Here is a 21,157-nt window from a genome sequence, read left to right as displayed (position 1 = left end):
GTGTCGCTCAGCCGAGCAGCTCGGGTCGCTCCCACTCCTGGTCGAGCACGTGCTGCCCGAGGAACGCGAACACCGTCTCGTACCAGACCACGGCGTGCTGCGGGGAGAGCACCCAGTGGTTCTCGTCCGGGAAGTACAGGAACCGGTGCGGCATCGAGCCGTCCGGCGCCGCGTGGTGCTCCGCGAGCTCGGACCACAGCCGCAGCCCCTCGCCGATCGGCACCCGGTAGTCCTTGTCGCCGTGGATGACGAGCATCGGTGACGTGATGTCGCCCACGAACCGGTGCGGGTCGTTCGCCGCGATCCCGTCGGCGTCGAAGATCGACGACCAGTACTGCGACGAGTCCGTCGTGCCGTTGAACTGGTCGAGCGCCCACAGGCTGGCGTGGGTGACGATCGCCCGGAACCGGTCGGTGTGCCCGGCGACCCAGTTCGCCATGTACCCGCCGAACGACCCGCCCATCGCCGCGGTTCGGGAGGCGTCGATGTCGGCTCGGGCCTCGACCACGTCGGTGATCGCCATCAGGTCGGTGTACGGCGCCTGCCCCCAGGCGTTCCAGCCGCGGTTCACGAAGTCGAGCCCGTAACCGGTGGACAGCGCGGGGTCCGGCAGCAGCACGGCGTACCCGCGTGCCGCGAGCAGCATCGGGTTCCACCGCCACGACCACTGGTTCCAGGAGTTGAGCGGCCCACCGTGGATCCACAGGACGAGCGGGTGCGGCCCGTCGCCTTCGGGTACGACCAGCCAGCCGCGCACACGGGCACCGTCGGCAGCGGTCGTCTCGACCTCTTCCAGGTGGGCGGGCACGTCCGGCAGGGGCGCCGGCGTCGCCAGCGCGGTCACCGTACCGTCCGTCGCGATCCGCACGGGGTGCAGCGGCGCCGCCCAGGAGGCCCGGAGTGCCACGACCACGCCCGTCGCCTCCGCCACGCGCAGGCTCGAGTACGCCCAGTCGTCGTGCGTCAGCTGCTCGACGGCGCCGCCGTCGAGCGGGATGCGGAAGACCGGCGCGCGGCCGTCCTGGTCGGCGACCGCCAGGAGCGCCCCGTCGCCGTGCTCGAACACGAGCTCGCTTGGCCAACGGTCCCAGTCGGTCGCGATGCGGCGGGCGTCGGAGCCGTCGATGCCGGCCGACCAGACCTCCTGCTGGTTCGCACCGGCGGGGGTGGAGCGGACGGTGCGGACCCAGGCGATCGCCCGACCGTCGTGGCTGAGCGCCGGCATCTCGTGGTCGACGTCGACGTCGTCGAACAGCACCGTGCGGTGGCCGCTGGACAGGTCGATGGTGACGAGCGTCGAGCGGTGTCCACGGGCCTCCCGGACACCCACGGCTGCAAGCAGGACCGATCCGTCGGGGGTGAGCGCTCCGCTGACGTGGTCGAGGGAGCGGCCGGGGGACGGCGTGCGGTCCACGGGCTGAGCGACTTCGTCCGCGCCGCCGGCCGTGTCGAGCGTCAGGACATGGGTCTGGGCCGGACCAAGGTCGTGGTCCCAGTACCGCACCGGGTAGGTCTCGTGCAGGATCGCGCGGACGTGCTTGTCCTTGCGGGTATTCCGGAGCCCGGCGTCGGCCTCGAGCACCGTCGACGGGTCGGAACCGGCCCCCGGCAGCAGGTCGGCGGTCAGCGCGACGACGTCCGACGACGACGCGGTGGCCAGGACGCCACCGACACCCCCGGCGAGACGGGTGAGCGGGCGGGCCTCGCCACCCGCGGCGGGCAGCACCCAGAGCTGTGCCGCCTCGAGGTCGCTGGCGTCCGCGTCTGGCCGGGCGGAGACGAAGAGCAGGTCGCCGGTGCGGGTGAAGGCGATGCCGCCCTCGCCCTTGGCGGAACGGGTGAGGCGGACCGGGCGCGCAGCGGACCGGCTGTCGTCGGTCGACGACGTGGGCACCTGCCAGATGGACCGGCGGGAACCGGTGCCGTCCGGATCGAGTGCACTGACCGTCAGGGCGACGCGAGTGCCGTCCGGACTGACGTCGATGCCGTCGACGCGGGGGAGCGCGATGTACTGGTCGAGGTCGGAGAACGGGGCGCTCATGCGTGCACGCTCGCCAGGTCCTCGGCCCAGAAGGCGGCGATATGCTCGGCGACCGCGGTGCCCTGGGCGTGGCCGGCCTCGGCCGACGGCGCCTGGGTGGCGAGCGAGAGCGAGTTCGTGCCGAAGGCCTGCTGGGACGCGCTGTCGGCCACGACGACCTCGACCGACGAGCCACCGGCGCGCAGGGCCTCGACCGCGACGTCGAGCCAGGGTCCGCACGGTGACGGCCCTTCGGGTCCGCAGGCGATGACGAGGACCCGCTCGTACCCGGCGGCGGCATCGGCGTTGGTGCCGGAGCGGACACCGCCGTCGACGTAGGGGCGGCCGTCGATGCTGACGGGGGTCCACACGAAGGGCACCGAGCAGCTGGCGGCGACCGCGCGGGGGAGCGGGACGCCGTCCGCTGCGGTCAGCAGGCGGAAGGTGCCGTCGGTGGCGTCGACCGCGGTGACGGCGAGGGGCTTCTCCGGCCACTCGGTGGACGGGAGCGTCTCGCCGAAGGTCACGATGCGCTCGTCGTCGCTCTGCCCGCCGACGACCTGCTGGGCGGCCTGGCCGAGTCGAGCGCGGGCGTCCTGTTCGTCGGTCGCGCCCTGCAGTGCTGCGCCGATGTGCTGCTGCACGGCTTCGACGTCGATCGGTGCCGGCTCTTCGTAGGTCGTGGGGGCCGGGCTGTGCTGCTGGTCGTGGGCCTGCTGGACGGCACCGTTCCGGACGAAGGCGCCGACGACGCTGCCGGCGCTCGTGCCGACGACCAGATCGGCGGCGTCGAGGTCGACGCCGGCTTCCTGCAGGGCGACGAGGACGCCGACTTCCCAGGCGATGCCGGCGACACCTCCGCCACCGAGGACGAGGGCTCTGGATCCGGGAACGGGCGTGCTGACGTCGGTCATGGGTCCTGCTTACCAGCTGCGTGCGACGGGCTGGTGGAGGCCGTCGGATCCTGTGGAGAACCGACCTGTGGACAACTCCGTCCGAGTCGGTGGCGTGACCTAGCGTCGTCGTCATGGGGCATCAGCGTTCAGGACGGGTCGGCACGGTCGTGTGGCCGATCGTGGTGGCTGCTGCGCCCACCGCCGCGTTCCAGCTGCCCAACCTGTTCGTCGCCCCGGCGGTCCGACTCTCGCTCGTCGCGTTCGGGCTCGTCGTGCTCGTCGCCGCGGTGACGGTGCAGGTGGTCCGGACCCGGCGCAGCGACGCCGCGCGCTCGGTGGCCGAGGACAACGCCACCGCGGCGGAGCTCGAGCAGTCGACGGCCGTCCGGTACGCGTTCGGTCAGATCGCCACCCGGCTCGTCCGGCTCACCGAACTGCGCCGGTCCGAGCGCCACGGCGAACTCTCCGTCGTCGCCGACCGCGTCGCCGTGGCCCTGGCGTTCTACCTGCTGCCGAAGGTGCCCGACGTCCGCGCCAACGTCTACCAGCTGTCCACCGATCTGCGGGCGCTCGAGCCGATCGGTCACGCCGGCGCCGGCGACACCGCCGGTGTCTTCCGCGCGGGCACGCCCTACGGCGACCGCAACCTCGAGTGGGTGTTGGTCGGGGGATCACCCCGGATCGTCGGCGACCGCTCCGCCGACGTCGACGTCGACCAGGACGTGCCGGGCTTCGAACCGCGGTACTCCTCGTACGTGTCGGTGGTGATCCGGTCCGACCAGTACTCGTTCGGCATGCTCACCGTCGACTCCCCGGTCCCCGACGCCTTCACCGAACTCGACGCCAAGAACATCGCGATGATGGCGTCGTTCATGGCCGTCGCGTTCTCGCTGACCTACTCGTTCCCCGAGCGCGACCGCAATCCAAGGAAAGGCCCGTGATGCTCACACGCTCTGTCGGACGCTCGACGTACGATGCCCCCATGACGACCGTGAACCCTGCTCCGCCGTCGTTCGGGCGTGCCCGGATCTCCTCACCGAACTGGAACGACACCACCACCGACGCCGACTACGAAGACCTCGACGTCATCGCCGCCAACATCGAGCGCGAGCGCGCAGCAGCCCGGATCCGGGTCACCGCTGCCATCGCTGCGCGTCTGGGTCGCTGACCCCTCCCGCATCGTCCACCACGAACGGCTCCCACGCATGCGTGGGAGCCGTTCGTCGTCCGGCGATCCGCAGCCGGAGCCGGAGTGGGATCCGGTGTCGCGGCTACGGCGCCTCGGTCACGTCGATGAGCACCTTGCCGACCGTGTCCTGCTCGACCGCGTCGTGCGCCCGGGCGGTCTCCTCGAGCGCGAACCGGGTGAGCGGCAGACCGGCGTCCTCGCCGACCGGCAGCACGCCGTCGTGCAGCGCCTCGGTGACGTCCCCGGCCGCAGCGGACAGCGCCTCGTCACCGATCGTGTAGAGCAGCAGGAACTGGTAGCGGGCGTTCACGGTCATGTTCGGCCGGATCGGCAGGCTCGCCTCGTCCCCGCCGTTGTTCGCGTAGATCGACACGACGCCGTGGTTCGCCAGCACGTCCGCGACGAGTGCGGCGTTCTGCGGGATCGAGACCTCGACGACGATGTCGACGCCGTCGGGCGCGATCGACCGGATGCGCTCTGCGGCGTCCTCCTCGCGGTAGTTGACGATGTGGTGCGCGCCGGCCGCCGTCGCCAGCGCTGCCTTCGCGTCCGAGCTGATCGTCGTGATGACGGTCGCTCCGGCCCAGCGGGCGAGCTGGATCGCGGCGTGCCCCACGGCACCGGCACCGCCAGCGACGAGCACGGTGAAGCCGTCCAGGGCACCGGGGCCGAGTCGGGCGGGGCCGTCCTCGTGGGTGGTGAGGGCTCGGTGCGCCGTCATCGCGGGGACCCCGAGCGCGGCGCCGACGTCGAACGAGACCCCGTCGGGCAGCGGGACCACGCGGGACTCGGGGACGACGGTGTACTCCTGCGCGGTGCCGGTCGGCCGTGACGCCGCCGCCATGAACAGCCAGACGCGGTCACCGACGGCCAGTCCCTCGACACCGGGGCCCACGGCGTCGACCACACCGGCGCCGTCCTGGTTCGGCGTGATCTCGGGGAAGGGCAGGCCGTCGCCGTACGTGCCGCCGGCGCGGGCCTTCCAGTCGGTCGGGTTGACGCCGGAGACGACGACGCGGACGCGGACCTCGCCCGCGCCGGGTTCCGGGATCTCCCGCTCGACGAGTTCGAGGACGCTGCTGGCACCGGGCTTCGTGTAGACGATCGATCGCATGTCCCCAGGCAACCACTCGTCACCGTCGGGGATTCCGAGCGCGCCGGAGCGCTGCGCGCGCCGGAGCTCAGCGCGCGTCGTACCCCTCGCGCGCCACCGCGACGTCGGGCATGTGCGAGGTCGCCCAGTCCTCCAGCGGCACGAGGACCGTGCGCAGGGACCGTCCGAGATCGGTCAGCTCGTACTCCACGTGCGGCGGGATCTCGGGGAACACCGTGCGCGTGACCATGCCGTCGCGTTCGAGTGCCCGCAGGGTCTGGGTGAGCATCTTCTGCGAGACCCCCTGCACCCGGGCCGCCACCGCCGAGTACCGTGCGGGACCGTCGGCGAGGACGCCGATCGTCAGCACGCTCCAGCGGTCGCCGATGCGGTCGAGCAGCTGCCGACTGGGGCAGTCCGCCGCGTAGGGGCTGTACTCGAGTGCTGACATGGTGTCCTCCGCAACGCACCGTCAGGTGCCTACTTACTCAAAGAGAGTAACTCTTGTACGGTGACTGTCAACGTCACCGACGCCCAGAACGTCCACGAAGGGAACACCATGACCAACATCGTCGTCTTCGGAGGCACCGGCTACGCCGGCTCCGCCATCACCCACGAGGCCCTCTCCCGCGGCCTCACCGTCACCGCGGTCGCCCGCGACACGAGCAAGCTCGAGCCGGCCGAGGGCCTCACCCTGGCGCAGGGCGACGCGTTCGACGCCGACTTCGTGTCCGAGGTCACCAAGGGTGCCGACGTCGTCGTCGTCTCGCTCCACGCCGTGCAGGCCGACGGCAGCGAGCTGAAGGACAAGTTCCAGCACTTCGTCGACGCCGCCGCCGCGGCTGGCGCGCGGCTCGGCATCGTCGGCGGTGCCGGCTCGATGCGCGTGTCCGAGGACGGCCCCCGCCTCTTCGACACCGACGGCTTCCCGGACGCCTTCAAGGGCGAGGCGAAGAGCCACGCGCAGATCCTCGACGCCCTCCGCGTCTCGGACACCCAGGTCGACTGGTTCTACGTGAGCCCCGCCGCGGCCTTCGGCAGCTACAACCCGGGCGAGCGCCGCGGCACCTACCGCGCCTCGGACGAGGTCCTGCTCGCCGACGCCGCGGGCAACTCGGACATCTCCGGCGCCGACTACGCGATCGCGTTCGTCGACGAGATCGTCACCCCGGCGCACCACCAGACGCGCTTCGGCGTCGCCTACTGAGGCACTGCCCCTCGAGGGACACCGGTGTTCGCGCAACACACCGCGGGATTCCGCGGCGTCGAGCGTGGACACCGGTGTTTTGCGTACGGCCTGGCGCGACCAAGGGGCGGACGGGAGGCGCGGGGCGGGGCCGCCACGGGCCTCCAGGCCGGCGGGTGGTCACCGCGAAGTCCCGCGTCAGTGCGCGACGATCGCCGGCACCGGCAGGTGGTGTCGCATCCGCACCGCCAGGTGCAGGCCCCCTCGGCGGGCGAGCACGAGCGCGATCACCGCGGCGGCCGCAGCCGGCACGCCACCGGCGACCATCATCCCCACGTGCGCACCGAAGCGGTCGACGACCTGGCCCATCAGCGGGCCGCCGATCGCCTGTCCACCGAGCAGCACCAGGACGTAGAGCGACATCACCCGGCCGCGGATCGCCACGTTCGACGACAGCTGCACGAGCGAGTTCGACGCGGTCTGGAACAGCAGCTGCGACATCCCCACGGCCACGAGCGCGACGGTGAACGGCGCGATCGCGGGGATCGACCCCGACACCACGAGCAGCACGCCCGTCCAGAACACCCCGCCGACGATGGTGCGGAGCCGCACGACGGCCCGACGGGTGGACAGCAGCGCGCCGACCAGGGCGCCGATCGCGACGGCGGAGTTGAACACCCCGTAGCCACCGGCGCCGACGTCGTACACCTGTGACGCGAAGGCGGACAGCAGCACCGGCATCGTCAACGCGAACACCGAGAAGAACGCCACGAGGATCACCGGCACGATGATCGTCGGCTTGTTGACGGCGTAGCGGAGGCCCTCCACGAGCTGCCCCTTGCCCCGCGGTGCCGGGGGCGTGCGGTGCAGTTCGGAGACCTTCAGGAACCCGAGCGTCACGACGACGGCGACACAGGCGATCGCGTTCACGCCGAACGACCAGCCGGCACCGACCGCGACGAGCAGAGCCCCCGACAGTGCCGGACCGATCATGCCGCCGAGCTGGAACACCGACGAGTTCACGCTGATGGCGTTCCGCAGGTGCTTGTGCCCGACGATCTCGGTGACGAACACCTGCCGGGCCGGGTTGTCGATCACGGTGACCATGCCCACCAGGAACGCGATCACCCAGATGTGCCACGCCTCGACGACGCCGGCGAGCGTCAGCACGGCGAGCAGAGCGGACAGCACGGCGAAGACGCCCTGCGTGATCATCATGAGCGCGCGCTTCGAGAACCGGTCGACCAGCACGCCGCCGAGCAGGCCGAACAGCAGCATCGGCGCGAACTGGCAGGCGACCGTGATGCCGACCTGCGCGACCGAGCCGGTCAGCTGCAGCACGAGCCAGTCCTGGGCGATGCGCTGCATCCAGCCGGCGGTCATCGCGACCAGGTTCGTCGCCGTGAACAGCCGGAAGTTCGGCACGGACAGGGCGATGAGCGTGTGGCGCCACGGCGGTCGCGTGGCCTGGATCGGGAGCGGTTCGGTGGGCGGGGGGAGGGTCGTCGGTGACGCGCTCACGGTGCGGGGTTCTCCGGACGTCGGTGTGGATCTGGTACCCCAACGAAACTACGTGGTGCCGAGCCATTCGATACCCCTATGGTGGCTATCAGTCCATTGCGATGTCGAATGACCGCGCGAACGCCCGCATGGGTGGCTGCTCGAACGACAGCTCGAACGCCCGCGCGAACGAACGAGGTGCCCTGTGCTCGATCCGGTCCTGTTGCAGACGTTCCTTGCCGTGGCGGAGACCGGCAGCTTCACGCAGGCCGGCACCCGGCTCGGCATCAGCCAGCCGACGGTGTCGCAGCACGTCCGGCGTCTGGAGACCGCGGTGGCACGCACCCTGGTCGCCCGGGACACCCGTGGCGTCGCGCTCACCGACAACGGGGACGCGATGGCGGGGTTCGCGCGGACGATCCTCGCCGCACACGCCACCGCCGACGCCTACTTCTCCGGCGCGGCAACCCGCGGACGACTCCGGTTCGGCGCTGCGGACGACCTCGCCATCACCCAGCTGCCCCGGATCCTGCGGGACTTCCGGCGGCTGCACCCGCAGGTCAACCTCGAGCTCACGGTGAACCAGTCGTCGCCGCTGCTCCGGCGGGTGCACGCCGGTCAGCTCGACCTGGTGTTCATCAAGCAGACGGCGGGGGAGTCGGCCGAGGGTACCCGGGTCGCCACCGACCAGATGGTGTGGATGGCGCAGGACGGCATCGCCCTGGAACCCGGCGAACCCGTGCCGCTCATCGCGTACCAGGCGCCGAGCATCAGCCGGCAGATGGCGATCGACGCGCTCGAGGCCGCCGGCCGCACCTGGCGGATCACCTGCAACACCCGCGACGTGAACGGGGTGCTGGCCGCGGTGCGCGCGGGCATCGGCGTCGCGGTGTTCCCGCACTCGCTCATCCCGGCGGACCTGGTGAAGGTGTCGCAGCGGCTCGGGCTGCCCGACCTGCCCGCGGTCGACTACGTCCTCATCGCGAACCCGACGGTGCAGCGGGAGCCGATCGACGCCCTGACGAACGCGATCCTGTCGCGCGGGGTCGTCCGCGCCGTCTGAGCGGTTGCGACCTGCGTCCGCCAGCGCTCAGACGCCGGTGTGTCGCCCCCGGTGCGTGCTGCGAGACGCCGGCGTGTTCCATCGACGCCGCAGAGTCATCGATACGCCGCGGCTTTCGGGGGCGTCTCGACGTCCCCGGGGCGTCGCACCGAGACGCCGGCGTCTGAGCGGTCGCGGCGCTACGGGGCGAGCGTCGGGGTCACGCCGGTTCCGGTGACGTCCGGCAGCGTCACCCCCGCGAGCGGCAGCAACGCCGCGGCGACCGCCCACAGCAGCACGACGGTGCCGACACCACCGAGCACGGCGCCGAGCAGCGCGACCGGCCGCTGCCACGTGGACGTCCGGTCGCGCAGCGCCACGATCGAGACCACCAGCGCGAGCAGTCCGAGCACCACGCCGACGCCGTGCACAGTCGACGGCGCGGTGAACCACCAGGCGGCCAGACCGATCGTCGCGATGCCGGCGACGGCACCGAGCCCCGCCCCGGCGGTCACGCCGAGTGCACGGCGCGGCTCCGGTGCGGCGGCTCCGGGCACGGGCTGGTCCAGCAGTTCGGTCGGGAGGCACGCATCGCCCCCGCCACCACGCTGCGGCCACGACCATGGTCGCGTCGGCGGGGGACACCGCGGCGTGCAGCACGGTGTCGAACGACCGGGCGGGAGCGGGGCCGAGCACCTGTGCGGGGGCGGGGTCGGCCGACCGTGCGGCGGCCTGCTGGTGGGCGAAGCGTCGGTGCGTCCGGGAGCCGATCGGGCCGACCCGGGCGACCGTGGTCGGTCGGACCGGCGCCGCGTGGGCGGCGCGCGACGAGGCGGGGGTGGGGCGGGCCTCCCGGCCGGAGGCGTTCACGTGGCCGGCGGCGGCGACCCGCTCGGGGGCGACCTCGTCGACGGGCGGCGCGATCACCCAAGCCGGGACGGGCCGACCGGGACGGTCCGATTCGGGCATGCGATGCGCTGCCACTGCGGTGCTCCTCTCCGTCGACTGATCCGTGCTCAGCCGGAGCGGCAACCGCTGTGGGGGTCGCAGCCCCGGTTCGGGGTCGCCGGTACGTTCGGGGCATGACCGGAATCGAACACCGTCCCCTGGGCCCCTCCGGGCTCGTCGTCTCCACCGTCGGCCTCGGCTGCAACAACTTCGGGCGGCGGGGCACCGCGTCCGAGTCGCAGGAGGGCACCGACGCCGTCGTGTCCGCGGCCCTCGACGCCGGGGTGTCGCTCTTCGACACCGCCGACATCTACGGCGGTGCACCGGGCATGTCCGAGGAGATGCTCGGGCGCTCGATCCGCGGTCGGCGCGACGAGATCGTCCTCGCCACGAAGTTCGGCATGGACATGCAGGGCGCGAACGGTCCGGACTGGGGCGTCCGCGGATCCCGCCGGTACGTGCGGCTCGCCGTCGAGTCGTCGCTCCGGCGCCTCGGGACGGACTGGATCGACCTGTACCAGATGCACCGGCCCGACGACGTGACGCCGATCGAGGAGACCCTGTCGGTCCTCGACGACCTGGTCCGCGAGGGCAAGATCCGGTACGTCGGCCACTCGAACTTCGCGGGGTGGCAGATCGCCGAGGCGGAGCTCACGGCGTCGATCGCCGGCACCACGGCGTTCGTGTCCGCGCAGAACGAGTACAGCCCGCTCGCCCGGGCTGCCGAGGCCGAGGTCCTGCCGGCCGTGCGGGCGTACGCGCTCGGGTTCCTGCCGTTCTTCCCGCTGTACAACGGGCTGCTCACCGGCAAGTACACGAAGGCGGGCGGCCCGGCCGACGGACGGCTGACGACCTCGAAGCCGCAGGTGCTCGAGGACGCCCCGTGGGACGTGCTCGACGACTACCAGCGGTTCTGCGACGACCGTGGCGTCACGATGCTGCAGGCGACGTTCGCGTGGCTCCTGGCGCAGCCGGGGCTGTCGAGCGTCATCGCGGGGGCGACGAAGCCGGAGCAGATCACGCAGAACGTCGAAGCGGGGACCACCCGGACGCCGACCGAGGACGACATCGCCGACATGACGACGATCTTCGACCGGGCCTGAGCGGGCGCGGTCGGGTCGCGCTGGGTGTTTCGCGCTGGGTACCTAGCGCTGGGTGTTTCGCGCTGAGCGACCGCTCACGGGCGGTGGGGCCAGTGAGGTGTCGCTCAGCGCGAAACGGCGGCTGCGCGGCGGCGGTGGTGATGCTGCTGCGCCGAGCCGTGGACCAGCGGGACTAGCGGGTGGCGGCGGCCAGGGCGTCGCGCATCTCGGCGACGGTCAGCCGCGGGCCGTAGCCGGGGGTGTCCCGCTGGATGCGCCAGCCCTCGGCGAGGGGCCCGGCGTCGACGACGTCGAAGCCGAACGCGTCGATGAGTTCGGTGACGGTCTGCTTGGCGGTGTCGTCGTCGCCGGCGATGACGAGGGCACGGCGGTCCGGGGTGCCGGCGGGCGTCGCGTGGCCGGTCAGGTCGTCGGCGGCGATGTGGTTGAACGCCTTGACGACCAGGGCACCGGGCAGGTGGTCCTGCAGCATCTCCGCGGTGGTGGTGGACTGGTCGTCGAGTGCGGGGATGTGGCCGTCGCGCTCCCAGTAGTAGTTGTTCGTGTCGATGACGACCTTGCCGTCCAGGGGTTCGACGGGGATAGTCTCGATCGCGGCGAGGGGGACCGTCACGACGACGATCTCGCCCGCTGCAGCTGCTTCGTCGCGGGTCGCCGCACGTGCCGAGTCGCCGAGTTCCGTGACCAGGTCGGTCAGGGTCTCCGGGCCGCGGGAGTTCGCGATGACGACCTGGTGGCCGTTCCGTACCGCGAGTCGTGCGAGCTGGGATCCGATGTTGCCGGCGCCGATGATTCCGATGGTTGTCATGTGTCCGGGCAACGTCTGCCGGACGCCGCCCATTCCCCTGACGGCACGCCGCGCCCGCTCGGAGCATGATGGCGGGCATGGACCACGAGTTCCGCGACGAGACCGATCAGGACCGCTACGCGATGTACGTCGGCGGCGAGCTCGTGAGCGTGCTCGACTACCGGGTGAACGGTGACGCCGTGGCGTTCCCGCACACGTACACGGTCCCGAAGCACCGCGGCCACGGCTACGCGGCGCAGCTCGTCGAGTACGCGGTCGCCGACGTCGAGTCGACGACCACGAAGCGCATCGTCCCGATGTGCTGGTTCGTCGGCAAGTGGTTCGACGACCACCCTGAGAAGGCCGAACTGCTCAGCCGCAGCGCCGCGGACTGAGCACCGAACGAAGGGGCTCCCGTGCCCGCCATCACACCGTTCCTGTGGTACGACGACCAGGCCGAACAAGCCGCCGAGTACTACGTCGGACTGTTCCCCGACAGCCGCGTCGACAGCGTCAGCCGGATGCCGGACGGCCGCGCCCTCGTCGTCGAGTTCACCCTGCTCGGCACCCCGTACCGCGCGATGAACGGCGGTCCCGGCCACCCGCACACCGACGCGGTCTCGTTCCAGATCGACGTTGACACCCAGGACGAGCTCGACCGCCTGTGGGACGCGCTGCTCGCCGACGGCGGGAGCCCGATGGCGTGCGGATGGCTCACCGACCGCTGGGGTCTGGCGTGGCAGGTGACCCCGTCGATGCTGGGGGAGCTGATGAGCGGATCGGGTGACCCCGATGCCAACGCCCGGGTCTTCGAGGCCATGATGCAGATGGTCAAGCTGGACATCCCGGCGCTGCAGGCCGCGGCCGCCGGTCACTGACCGCACTCCAGGCCGACCCGCCGGTATGGTGACCGGACGAGAAGACCGCCGGCCGGCGCCGGCACCGACAGGCTGGAGCCACCATGGACCACCCGAGCTCCAAGGTCCGGAACAGCGACATCAGCCTTGCGTACACCGAACTCGCCCGCATCACCCGTCGGGCGAGCATCCGTGCCCGGGGCTCGGACCAGGTGCTGAGCGTCGTCGACCAGTCCCTCGTCGACTTCGTGGTGCAGCACCCGGGTTGCATGGCCATCGACATCGCCCGGTACCTGCGGCTGAACCGTTCGACGATCTCGCGGCAGCTGTCCGGGCTCCTGGCGACCGGGCTGGTGCGGACGACCGACGGCGGCAGCGGCAACGCGAAGCCCCTCGAGGTGACCGACGCCGGCCGCGCGGCGCTCGAGCGGTCCGTGCAGCTGCACCGCGACGCGCTCGACGAACGGCTCGCCGACTGGTCGGACGACGACATCGCGCTCCTCGCCGGGCTGCTGGAGCGCCTCGGCGCCGCGGACGAGGCCGGGCTCCCGATGCCGGCACCCACCGAGCCGTGACGACGTCGTTCGTCCTGCTGTCCGACACCCACCTGCCGAAGCGCGCGAAGGACCTGCCGTCCGGGTTGTGGGACGACATCGACGCCGCCGACCTGGTGGTGCACGCGGGGGACTGGGTCGACCTGGCCACCCTCGACGCCGTGCAGGCGCGGTCCCGACGGTTCGAGTGTGTGCGGGGCAACAACGACGGCCCGGAGTTCGACGACCGCCTGTCGCTCGTCGCCCGCTTCGGTGTCGAGGACCTGCGGTTCGCCCTGGTGCACGAGACCGGCGCGTCGACCGGCCGGGAACGCCGGATGGACGCCGAGTACCCCGACACCGACGTGCTCGTCTTCGGCCACTCGCACATCCCGTGGGACACCGTGGCGCCGTCGGGGATGCGCCTGCTGAACCCGGGCTCGCCGACCGACCGCCGTCGCCAGCCCGACCACACGTGGATGCGCGGCACGGTCAGCGGTGCCGTGCTGTCCGTCGAGCTGGTGCGGCTGCCCCCGGTCGCCCGCTAGTCCCACCCGAGACCCGGCCCCGAGGCGTGTCCTCGGGGAAGTCGCCCGAGGAGAATCCGTCAGCGCGAGACCCGGGCGTCGTGTGCGGCCGTCGGCATCCGGAAGAAGGCGAGCTCCCATGCTGTCGACTGCCGGAACGCCCGCGCCATCCGCCCCCGCTCGTCGGGCGTCGCCGCACGGGCGAGCTCCTCGACGAGCCGGGTCGCCTCGGCGCTCGACGCCGCGAACCCCGGGTCCCCGTACGCCGTGATCCAGTCGGCGAAGGCGTGCCCGTCCTGCGCGACCCCGAGCTGCGAGCCGACCCACGCGTAGACCCGGAAGCACGGCAGCACCGCGGCGGCCAGCACCGCCTGAGAGCCGGCGTCGGCGGCCTCCTGCAGGTGCGCGAGGTACCCGGCGCACGTGGGGTGCACGGGATCGTCGGCGTGCGAGCCGGCCAGGCGACGGTGGTGCAGGTCGCGCGCCTCGTCGGCACACCCCTGCGCCGCCGCCGCCCAGAACGCAGCAGCACCGGCAGCGGTAGCACCGACCCCGAGCGCCGCCAGGTGCCGTTCGTACGCCCGCAGGTAGTGGACGTCCTGCGCCAGGTACCCGGCGAACACCTCCGGCTCGAGCGTCCCGTCCCGGAGCCCCACCAGGAACGCGCAGTCGATCGTCTCCTGCAGCACCGTCGCCGCGTCCGCCCACCACACGTCCGTGTACGACAGCGCCGGCAGGGCGGCTCGAGTCAGCGCGCCGTGGTCGATCGGACCGTTGCCGCTGCCCACCGACAGGGCGTCGGCTCCGCGGAGCGCCGCCGTCAGCCACTCCTTCGCCACCCCGAGCGCGAGTTCCCAGTCGCCGTGCCGCGCGGCGAGCGTCGCGATCGCACTGGACAGCGAGCACCCGGTGCCGTGCGTGTTCGTCGTCGCGACCCGGGGACCCGTGAACACCCGCACGGTGCCGTCCGGCGCCACGAGCACGTCGTCCGACGTCGGTCCCTCGTCGTGGCCCCCCTTCGCCAGCACGAGGACGTCCCACCGCGCCGCCACGGCACGCGCGGCATCCAGCGACGACGCCGACGAAGCCGCCGACGAAGCCGCACCAGGACCAGCCGCACCGGACCCGGCCAGCTCCGCCAGCACCGCCAGCTCGGCCCGGTTCGGGGTCACCAGGTCGGCGAGCGCGAACAGCGCCCCCATGGCTGCGGCCGCGTCCTCGTCGAGCAGCCGGTCCCCGCTCGTCGCCACCATCACCGGGTCGACGACGACCACCGGCGGCCGGTGCTCCCGCAGCCAGTCCGTCACGACCCGCACGACGTCGACGGTGCCGAGCATCCCGATCTTCACCGCGTCGACCACCACGTCGTCCGACACCGCGTCGAGCTGCTCCCGCAGGAACCCGACGTCCGGCACGTGCACCGACCGCACCCCGTGCGTGTTCTGCGCGACGAGCGCCGTCACGACGCCCATGCCGTACCCGTCGTGTGCGGCGATCCCCTTGAGGTCCGCCTGCATCCCGGCCCCGCCCGTCGGGTCGGTCCCGGCGATGCTCAGCACCCGCGGGACGCTCATGCGTCCGCCCCGCGCCGCGTGAAGACCGGGAGGACCGGTACACCTTCTGCGAGCCGCCCCGCCTCCGCCCCGTGGCCGGTTCCAGGGCCCCAGGCGGCCACGTACGCCGCCGCCGCGGACCCCGGGTCGGCCGCGGCGCAGATGCCCGACACGATCGCGACGCCCGCGGCACCGGCTGCCCGGAGCGGCACGACGTCGTCGAGGGTCACCCCACCGATCGCCACGCACGGCACGTCGGTCGCGGCGGCCAGCCGGGCGAACCCGTCGTGGCCGAGGGCCGGCGGGTGGTCGGCCTTCGTCGCCGTGGGGTGCACGACCCCGACACCGAGCAGGTCGACGGTGCCGCGGGGGAGCCGCTCGACGACGGCCAGGTGCGCGAGCGTGTTCGCCGTGAGGCCCACGTGGGCGTCCGCTCCGAGCAGGGCGCGGGCGACGGCCACGGGGACGTCGGACTGGCCGAGGTGCACGCCCGCGACCCGGTGTCCGGCGTGCCGAGCGGCGAGGGCCACGTCGAGCCGGTCGTCGACGACCACGGTCGCACGGTCCCCGACGGCGTCTGCGACCGCGGCGGTGAGCGCCAACAGGTCACGCGCCGAGGCGTCCTTGTCCCGCACCTGCACGATCCGGACCCCGGCGTGCACGGCAGCGCGGACGACCCCGAGCACCCCGATGCCGTGCCGGTCGGCCAGCGCGCCGTCGGTCACCAGGTAGACGCCGAACCCCGCAGGGTGCGACGCGCTCATGCCGACACCGCCCGGGTGTCGGCCTCGGGCATCGTCTCGACCGTGATCCGCGCCTCGCGGACGACGTCCTCCGGGGTCAGCGACGCCAACCGGTCGAGGAACAGCGGTTGGAACGTCCCCGGCCCACCCGCGTCCCGTGCTGCGAGCTCCGCAGCGACGGTGTGCACGGCCGTGGCGGCGACGGCAGCGGCGCCCGCGTCCTCCGGCGCGACCGACGTGAACGCGGCGACGACCGCGCCGAGCGCACACCCACCACCGGTGATCCGCGTCAACAGGTCGGTGCCGTTCGCGACACGCACCACACCGATGCCCGGCGCGACCAGCAGGTCGACCGCACCCGACACCGCCACCGCGGCCACGAGCCTCCCGTCCGCAGCAGCGACGGACGCGACCCGGGCGTCCTCCGTGCGCACGGTGCTGTCGACCCCGCGGCCACCGGCCGAGTCACCGAGCAGGGCGAGCACCTCGGAGGCGTTGCCCCGCAGCACCGTCGGGCGCAGCGCGAGCAGGTCACGCGCCAGGGCCGTCCGCACCGGCAGCGAGCCGACGGCCACCGGGTCGAGCACCCACGGGGTGCCGGCGTCACGGGCCGCGTGCACGGCCTCGAGCGCAGCGACCCGCGGTTCGGCGTGCGGGGTGCCGGTGTTCACCAGCAGGGCGTCGGCGACCCGCGCGAACGGCCCGGCCTCAGTCGCCACGTCCACCATCGCGGGCGAAGCCCCGAGCGCGAGCAACACGTTCGCCGTGACGTTCTGCACGACGGTGTTCGTGATGCACTGCACCAGCGGGGCCCGGGCACGCACGGCCTCGAGCAGTTCGGCGGTTCGGTGGGCCCAATCAGGGGAGGGCGCAACGGTTTCCATGGACGATCCCTTCGCGAGTACGAGCTCGAGCAGGTTCGACGGGTGTGATCTCAGCCGCTGGATGCGGCACCCCGTGTCTCGAGCGACACCGTACACGACCCCCGGTGACCACTTCGAGGCCCGCTCCGGGCACGGTGTGCCAGGGTTGGACCGTGCCAGATGCAACGCCACCCGGGCCCCCAACCGGCCCCCGCGACCCCGGTGACGCCTGGGCGGTCGGCCCCGACGGCACCAAGGCGTGGGGACGCTTCGGCGCCGCCGGCCTGCTCATCGACGACGGCGCCGGACGCGTGCTCCTGCAGCACCGCGTCGAGTGGAGCCACCACGGCGGCACCTGGGGCATCCCCGGCGGCGCACGCCACCAGGGCGAAGCCGCCGTGACCGCAGCCCTCCGCGAGTCCGCCGAAGAAGCCGGCGTCCCCGACGACGCGATCGCCCTGCGCCACACCGCACTGCTCGACCTGGGGTTCTGGACCTACACGACCGTCGTGGCACGCGCCTCCCGGCCCTTCGAACCCGTCATCGCCGACCGCGAGAGCCTCGCCCTGTCCTGGATCCCGATCGACCAGGTCGACGACCTGACCCTGCACCCCGGCTTCGGCAGGTCGTGGCCGGCGCTCCGCGCCACCGTCGCGACCACCCCGCACGTCGTCGTCGACGCGGCGAACGTCGTCGGCAGCGTGCCCGACGGCTGGTGGAAGGACCGAGCCGGTGCCGCGTCACGGCTGCTGGCACAGGTGTCGGCGCTCGCCGCGGGCGGGGTGTCCGCGACCTTGCTCGACCTGCCGTTCGCACGGTGGTGGCCCCGGTGGACCGTGGTGCTCGAGGGTGAGGCCCGTGCCGCTGGTTCCGCGGAGCCCGCGGACCCAGACCACGGCACCGGCGCCGCCACCGGCACCGCCACCGGCCTTGGCACGGCCACCGGCACCGGCGCCGCCACCGGTGCTGTCGACGTCGTCCGTGCCCCTGCCTCCGGCGACGACGCGATCGTCGAGTCCGCCCGGGCAGCGGTCCGGGCCGGTGACGGGCCGGTCGTCGTCGTGACGGCCGACCGCGAGCTCCGTGACCGCGTCGAGGCCCTCGGCGCGACCGTCCACGGGCCGTCCTGGTTGCGCGACCAGCTCTGAGGCCAGCTCGGCCGCGGGGACCGACGCGCCGTGTTCCGGATGTCGACGGAGCGCCCGTCGCTCGCTTGCCGGTACGCTGGCCCTCCGTCAACGGAGACGCAACAGCAGGAGGTTCCCCTTGGAGCGCATCACCAGGGCCGACGACCGAGTCCACCGCCCCGCAGGGCCGTGGACACCCACGGTGCACCGGCTGCTCGCCCACCTGCACGAGCAGGGGTTCGTCGCCGCCCCGGAACCGATCGCCCTCGGTGACACCCTCGAGACGGTCTCGTTCGTCCCCGGCGTCGCGGGGGAGTACCCCTGGACAGAAGACATCGCCAGCGAGGCCGCCCTCGTCACCAGCGCCCGCCTGCTCCGCCAGTTCCACGACGCCGCCGCCAGCTTCCCGCGCAGCGCCGAGGACGACCTCTGGTCCCAAGCCGACCGGGCCCCGGTCGAGACGGTCGTGCACGGCGACTTCGCCCCGTACAACTGCGTCTACGACGGCATCGCCGCCGTCGGCCTGATCGACTTCGACACCGCGCACCCCGGCCCCCGCGTCTGGGACGTCGCGAGTGCCGTCTACCGGTTCGCACCGTTCACCACCGGCACGGTCGAGGGCTCGACCACCCCCGACCTCGACGAGCGGCTCGCTCGGGCCGCGGAGTTCTGCCGCGCCTACGCCCTCGACGACCGCTCCCGCGGAGTCCTCGCCGAGACGATGATCGCTTCCCTGGTCGCCCTCGTCACGACGATCGAGCACGAAGCCGCGGCCGGCAACCCGAAGTTCGTCAGCGACCTGCAGCACGGCCACGCCGACCTGTACCGCGCCGACGTCGCCTACCTGGAGCAGCACGCAGCAGCCATCACCGCCGCCGTCGCGTGACCACCGGCACGGCCGATCCGCCGCTGGCGCGTTGGTGCAGGACCAGCGGCACGGGCCCAGACCGTACCCAGCAACCATGCGGCGGACTCCGACACTGCCTCCGGTAATGTCGCAGGGCCATGACGGACAGCCCGGCCGACGCCACCCCCTACGAAGTCCTCGGCGTCCCCGCGACGGCTGACGACGAAGCGCTCCGCCGCGCCTACCGACGGGCGGCCCGCGAGACGCACCCCGACCTCGGCGGCGACGCCCAGCGCTTCCGCCAGGTCCAGCTCGCATGGGAGCGCATCGGCACGCCGGCAGCCCGGCGCGCGTACGACATCGGGTCCCGCGCGTACGGCGCGTCCGGTCCGTCCGGGGCGACCGCCGGCAGGGGTGACACCGGTCGCGACGCCTACGCGCCCCCGGCAGCGCGTCGCGACACACGCCCCCGGGCCCGGTCCCACGGACACCCCGGCGGTCGGTCACGGGAGGTCTTCCTGCAGGCCGAGCGCGAGTGGGTCGGCCTCGGCGACCCCATCGAGGACCCCTACGACCCCACCCTCATCCGCTCCGCGCCCCGCCACATCCGGCGGCTGCTCGCCGAGGCCCTGGCCGAAGAGGCGACCGCCCTGATCGTCTCCGACATGGGGATCGGCGTCACGGTGTGGCACGACCTCGACGCCGGGGCCGAGGGCAAGCTCGACCACGCCGTCCTGACCCCGAGCGGACTCTGGGCCGTCGAGTCCATCGACTGGGGTGCGCCGGTCCACGTCGAGCACGGCGAGATCGTCGGCGAGACGCTCGCACCGGGGGAGCGACCCGTCAAGGAACTCGTCCGCGCCGCCCGTGCCGTGCAGAAGCAGACCCGGGTGCGGTTCTCCGGCCGGCTGCTCGTCGTGCCGGACACCGCCGTCACCGAGGACGTGCAGCTCGTCGGCTCCCCGAAGAAGCCCACGGCGCTCGTCGTCCGCCGGAGCGCGCTGCCCCAGGTGCTGAACGGCGTCTGGTCGCCGGTCGGTTCGGTCGACGTGTTCGAGATCCGCGACCGTCTGCAGCAGACCGTCCGCTTCGTCTGACCCCCGACCGCTGGCCCCGACCCCGGGTTCCGACCGTCACCGTCCGACGCGTCGTACGATCACGGCATGCGCGAAGAGGTCGTCGTCGTGGTCGGCGGGTGGGAGCACGACTGCTGCGGGCCCGCGTACGAACGGGAGACCACGGCGGCCTTCTCCGCGTACGGCAGGACGCAGCGGTTCGCCGAGTCCCGGCACCACGACGACCCGTTCGGCATCACGCAGTTCCGTGGTCGGGTGGCCGACCTGTTCGTCATCGCCGAGGACGGCACCCGCATCCCCGTCCACCGCGTCCCGTCCGGTCGTGCGCTGGGCGGATCGGACCCGGACGACGACGGGCACCTCGAGGCTCCGTGGACCGGAGAACGGATCGAGGTCGAGTCCGACACGTTCGAGATCGTGGTCGATGTCTACGTGCCCGGGTCCGGGTCCGGGAAGCGTCAGTAGCCGCGGAGCTTCTCGAGGTCGCGGCGCTCCCGCTTGCTCGGCCGTCCGGCACCGCGCTCCCGCATCGGGACGAACCCGGCCTCTTCCTTCGACAGCCGCGGCGGGGTCTTGTCCTCGAAGTGCTTCGCGGCCTCGGGGGCGCTCGTGCGCTTCAGGATGATGCCCGTCACCATGACGATCCGGTCGAAGCCGTTCTGCCGCACCCGCACCTCGTCGCCGGGACCGATCGGCTGCGCCGGCTTCGCGCGTTCCCCGTTCACCCGGACGTGACCGGCCTTGCACGCGGCGGTCGCGGCCGACCGGGTCTTCGTGATCCGGACGGCCCAGATCCAGCTGTCGACCCGGGCCTTCTCCATGTCGACACTCTAGGCGGCCCGTACCCTGGGGCGGTGCAGGCGGACGAACAGGCGGCCATCGCGCGGGCCCGTGCGCTCGGAGTGCTCCGCGACGCCGCCATCGGGGACCGCCTGGTGGTCCGCGCACACCACGGGGACGGCGCGCAGGACGCGCTCGGGGACCTGGTGACCCGGACGTCCGACGCCGTGACGATCTCGACCCGCCGGGGCCCGGTCGAGGTCCGGCTCGTCGACGTCGTCGCCGCGAAGCCCGTCCCGCCGCCCCCACCCGCGCGGCCCGCGCGGCGCTGACGCGCTCGGCTCGCGCCGTGCTGGATTCGCGGAGCGGGGGTTGCACGGTGCGGACGTCATCGGTGGGTGCGTGGCCGGAGGCTCGGTGCGGGGTTGTGGTGCCGCACGGAGCCACCAGCTCCGCACGGTGTGGCGCGGCCGGCACCGTGCTGGAT

25 protein-coding genes and 1 riboswitch are annotated in these 21,157 nt (G+C 72.8%); of the genes, 14 read left to right on the top strand and 11 right to left on the bottom strand.

The genetic code is table 11. The features are described from left to right. Window positions 1–7: 7 nt before the first annotated feature. A complete protein-coding gene (locus tag QRN30_RS12600) occupies window positions 8–2,041 on the bottom strand; it encodes a S9 family peptidase (RefSeq protein WP_284761162.1) in 2,034 nt (677 codons plus the stop codon). After that, window positions 2,038–2,934, bottom strand: coding sequence for a patatin-like phospholipase family protein (locus QRN30_RS12595; RefSeq protein WP_284761161.1), 897 nt, complete (start codon window positions 2,932–2,934; stop codon window positions 2,038–2,040). The genes QRN30_RS12600 and QRN30_RS12595 overlap by 4 nt, the downstream gene beginning before the upstream one ends. A 113-nt stretch (window positions 2,935–3,047) precedes the next feature. On the opposite strand from QRN30_RS12595, the gene QRN30_RS12590 reads away from it, so the two are divergent. Then, a complete protein-coding gene (locus QRN30_RS12590) occupies window positions 3,048–3,857 on the top strand; it encodes a hypothetical protein (RefSeq protein WP_284761160.1) in 810 nt (269 codons plus the stop codon). Window positions 3,858–3,898: 41 nt separating this feature from the next. Next, window positions 3,899–4,084: a hypothetical protein gene (locus QRN30_RS12585; RefSeq protein WP_017886573.1), complete on the top strand. Its 186-nt coding sequence runs from the start codon at window positions 3,899–3,901 to the stop codon at window positions 4,082–4,084. Between the two features lie 103 nt (window positions 4,085–4,187). On the opposite strand, the gene QRN30_RS12580 is transcribed toward QRN30_RS12585, so the two are convergent. Further along, the gene (locus QRN30_RS12580) at window positions 4,188–5,219 is read right to left on the bottom strand and encodes an NADPH:quinone reductase (RefSeq protein ID WP_263137322.1); all 1,032 of its coding nucleotides are present in this window, start codon (window positions 5,217–5,219) and stop codon (window positions 4,188–4,190) included. 67 nt (window positions 5,220–5,286) lie between these two features. Then, a complete protein-coding gene (locus QRN30_RS12575) occupies window positions 5,287–5,649 on the bottom strand; it encodes a winged helix-turn-helix transcriptional regulator (protein WP_017886575.1) in 363 nt (120 codons plus the stop codon). A 108-nt stretch (window positions 5,650–5,757) separates the two neighbouring features. Here QRN30_RS12575 and QRN30_RS12570 point away from each other — a divergent pair, with 108 nt between their 5' ends. Further along, window positions 5,758–6,405 (top strand): NAD(P)-dependent oxidoreductase, encoded by a 648-nt coding sequence (locus tag QRN30_RS12570; RefSeq protein ID WP_250891750.1) that lies wholly within the window; start codon window positions 5,758–5,760, stop codon window positions 6,403–6,405. Between the two features lie 177 nt (window positions 6,406–6,582). Here the strand turns inward: QRN30_RS12570 and QRN30_RS12565 are convergent, their stop codons facing one another. After that, the gene (locus QRN30_RS12565; RefSeq protein ID WP_017886577.1) at window positions 6,583–7,905 is read right to left on the bottom strand and encodes an MFS transporter; all 1,323 of its coding nucleotides are present in this window, start codon (window positions 7,903–7,905) and stop codon (window positions 6,583–6,585) included. Window positions 7,906–8,089: 184 nt separating this feature from the next. On the opposite strand from QRN30_RS12565, the gene QRN30_RS12560 reads away from it, so the two are divergent. Beyond that, window positions 8,090–8,947, top strand: a complete 858-nt coding sequence (locus tag QRN30_RS12560) for a LysR substrate-binding domain-containing protein (RefSeq protein ID WP_017886578.1) — start codon at window positions 8,090–8,092, stop codon at window positions 8,945–8,947. Between the two features lie 179 nt (window positions 8,948–9,126). Here the strand turns inward: QRN30_RS12560 and QRN30_RS12555 are convergent, their stop codons facing one another. Then, entirely contained in the window at window positions 9,127–9,483 is a 357-nt protein-coding gene (locus tag QRN30_RS12555; RefSeq protein WP_152427211.1) for a hypothetical protein, read from the bottom strand. Between the two features lie 525 nt (window positions 9,484–10,008). On the opposite strand from QRN30_RS12555, the gene QRN30_RS12550 reads away from it, so the two are divergent. Then, window positions 10,009–10,977 carry an aldo/keto reductase gene (locus QRN30_RS12550; RefSeq protein WP_284761159.1) on the top strand — a complete coding sequence of 323 codons (969 nt, stop codon included), beginning with the start codon at window positions 10,009–10,011 and terminating at the stop codon, window positions 10,975–10,977. A gap of 172 nt (window positions 10,978–11,149) precedes the next feature. Here QRN30_RS12550 and QRN30_RS12545 read toward each other — a convergent pair whose 3' ends face one another. Beyond that, entirely contained in the window at window positions 11,150–11,785 is a 636-nt protein-coding gene (locus tag QRN30_RS12545) for an NADPH-dependent F420 reductase (protein ID WP_017886582.1), read from the bottom strand. A gap of 77 nt (window positions 11,786–11,862) precedes the next feature. Here QRN30_RS12545 and QRN30_RS12540 point away from each other — a divergent pair, with 77 nt between their 5' ends. From QRN30_RS12540 to QRN30_RS12525, 4 genes are all read left to right on the top strand, one after another. Continuing rightward, window positions 11,863–12,159 (top strand): GNAT family N-acetyltransferase, encoded by a 297-nt coding sequence (locus QRN30_RS12540; RefSeq protein WP_042537463.1) that lies wholly within the window; start codon window positions 11,863–11,865, stop codon window positions 12,157–12,159. A gap of 21 nt (window positions 12,160–12,180) precedes the next feature. Then, the gene (locus tag QRN30_RS12535; RefSeq protein ID WP_194590624.1) at window positions 12,181–12,642 is read left to right on the top strand and encodes a VOC family protein; all 462 of its coding nucleotides are present in this window, start codon (window positions 12,181–12,183) and stop codon (window positions 12,640–12,642) included. Between the two features lie 83 nt (window positions 12,643–12,725). Further along, window positions 12,726–13,196, top strand: coding sequence for a MarR family winged helix-turn-helix transcriptional regulator (locus QRN30_RS12530; protein WP_284761158.1), 471 nt, complete (start codon window positions 12,726–12,728; stop codon window positions 13,194–13,196). Beyond that, the gene (locus QRN30_RS12525; RefSeq protein ID WP_284761157.1) at window positions 13,193–13,702 is read left to right on the top strand and encodes a metallophosphoesterase family protein; all 510 of its coding nucleotides are present in this window, start codon (window positions 13,193–13,195) and stop codon (window positions 13,700–13,702) included. The genes QRN30_RS12530 and QRN30_RS12525 overlap by 4 nt, the downstream gene beginning before the upstream one ends. A gap of 59 nt (window positions 13,703–13,761) precedes the next feature. Here the strand turns inward: QRN30_RS12525 and thiD are convergent, their stop codons facing one another. From thiD to thiM, 3 genes are all read right to left on the bottom strand, one after another. Beyond that, window positions 13,762–15,255, bottom strand: a complete 1,494-nt coding sequence (gene thiD, locus QRN30_RS12520) for a bifunctional hydroxymethylpyrimidine kinase/phosphomethylpyrimidine kinase (RefSeq protein WP_284761156.1) — start codon at window positions 15,253–15,255, stop codon at window positions 13,762–13,764. Next, on the bottom strand, window positions 15,252–15,998 hold the full coding sequence (thiE, locus tag QRN30_RS12515; protein ID WP_284761155.1) for a thiamine phosphate synthase: 747 nt from the start codon (window positions 15,996–15,998) through the stop codon (window positions 15,252–15,254). The genes thiD and thiE overlap by 4 nt, the downstream gene beginning before the upstream one ends. Beyond that, the gene (thiM, locus tag QRN30_RS12510; RefSeq protein ID WP_042537461.1) at window positions 15,995–16,861 is read right to left on the bottom strand and encodes a hydroxyethylthiazole kinase; all 867 of its coding nucleotides are present in this window, start codon (window positions 16,859–16,861) and stop codon (window positions 15,995–15,997) included. Before thiM ends, thiE begins: the two co-directional genes overlap by 4 nt. Continuing rightward, window positions 16,850–16,945: riboswitch (TPP riboswitch) on the bottom strand. Its footprint overlaps the gene before it by 12 nt. A gap of 68 nt (window positions 16,946–17,013) precedes the next feature. Here thiM and QRN30_RS12505 point away from each other — a divergent pair. The 4 genes from QRN30_RS12505 to QRN30_RS12490 all read left to right on the top strand — a co-directional run bounded on the left by QRN30_RS12505 (window position 17,014) and on the right by QRN30_RS12490 (window position 20,355). Continuing rightward, window positions 17,014–17,988 carry an NUDIX domain-containing protein gene (locus QRN30_RS12505; protein WP_284761154.1) on the top strand — a complete coding sequence of 325 codons (975 nt, stop codon included), beginning with the start codon at window positions 17,014–17,016 and terminating at the stop codon, window positions 17,986–17,988. Between the two features lie 118 nt (window positions 17,989–18,106). After that, the gene (locus QRN30_RS12500) at window positions 18,107–18,853 is read left to right on the top strand and encodes a phosphotransferase enzyme family protein (RefSeq protein WP_284761153.1); all 747 of its coding nucleotides are present in this window, start codon (window positions 18,107–18,109) and stop codon (window positions 18,851–18,853) included. Window positions 18,854–18,972: 119 nt separating this feature from the next. After that, window positions 18,973–19,911 carry a J domain-containing protein gene (locus tag QRN30_RS12495; RefSeq protein WP_017886592.1) on the top strand — a complete coding sequence of 313 codons (939 nt, stop codon included), beginning with the start codon at window positions 18,973–18,975 and terminating at the stop codon, window positions 19,909–19,911. Between the two features lie 66 nt (window positions 19,912–19,977). Continuing rightward, window positions 19,978–20,355 carry a hypothetical protein gene (locus QRN30_RS12490; RefSeq protein ID WP_214533379.1) on the top strand — a complete coding sequence of 126 codons (378 nt, stop codon included), beginning with the start codon at window positions 19,978–19,980 and terminating at the stop codon, window positions 20,353–20,355. On the opposite strand, the gene QRN30_RS12485 is transcribed toward QRN30_RS12490, so the two are convergent. Then, a complete protein-coding gene (locus tag QRN30_RS12485; RefSeq protein WP_017886594.1) occupies window positions 20,349–20,711 on the bottom strand; it encodes an RNA-binding S4 domain-containing protein in 363 nt (120 codons plus the stop codon). The two genes, QRN30_RS12490 and QRN30_RS12485, sit on opposite strands and share 7 nt — an antisense overlap. 33 nt (window positions 20,712–20,744) lie before the next feature. On the opposite strand from QRN30_RS12485, the gene QRN30_RS12480 reads away from it, so the two are divergent. Beyond that, window positions 20,745–21,002 (top strand): hypothetical protein, encoded by a 258-nt coding sequence (locus QRN30_RS12480; protein ID WP_017886595.1) that lies wholly within the window; start codon window positions 20,745–20,747, stop codon window positions 21,000–21,002. Window positions 21,003–21,157: the final 155 nt, after the last annotated feature.

Source organism: Curtobacterium sp. MEB011, from assembly GCF_030209655.1.
GTDB lineage: Bacteria > Actinomycetota > Actinomycetes > Actinomycetales > Microbacteriaceae > Curtobacterium > Curtobacterium poinsettiae.
The sequence above is the reverse complement of the archived record's forward strand: the minus strand, read 5'-3'. Positions and strand labels throughout refer to the sequence as shown.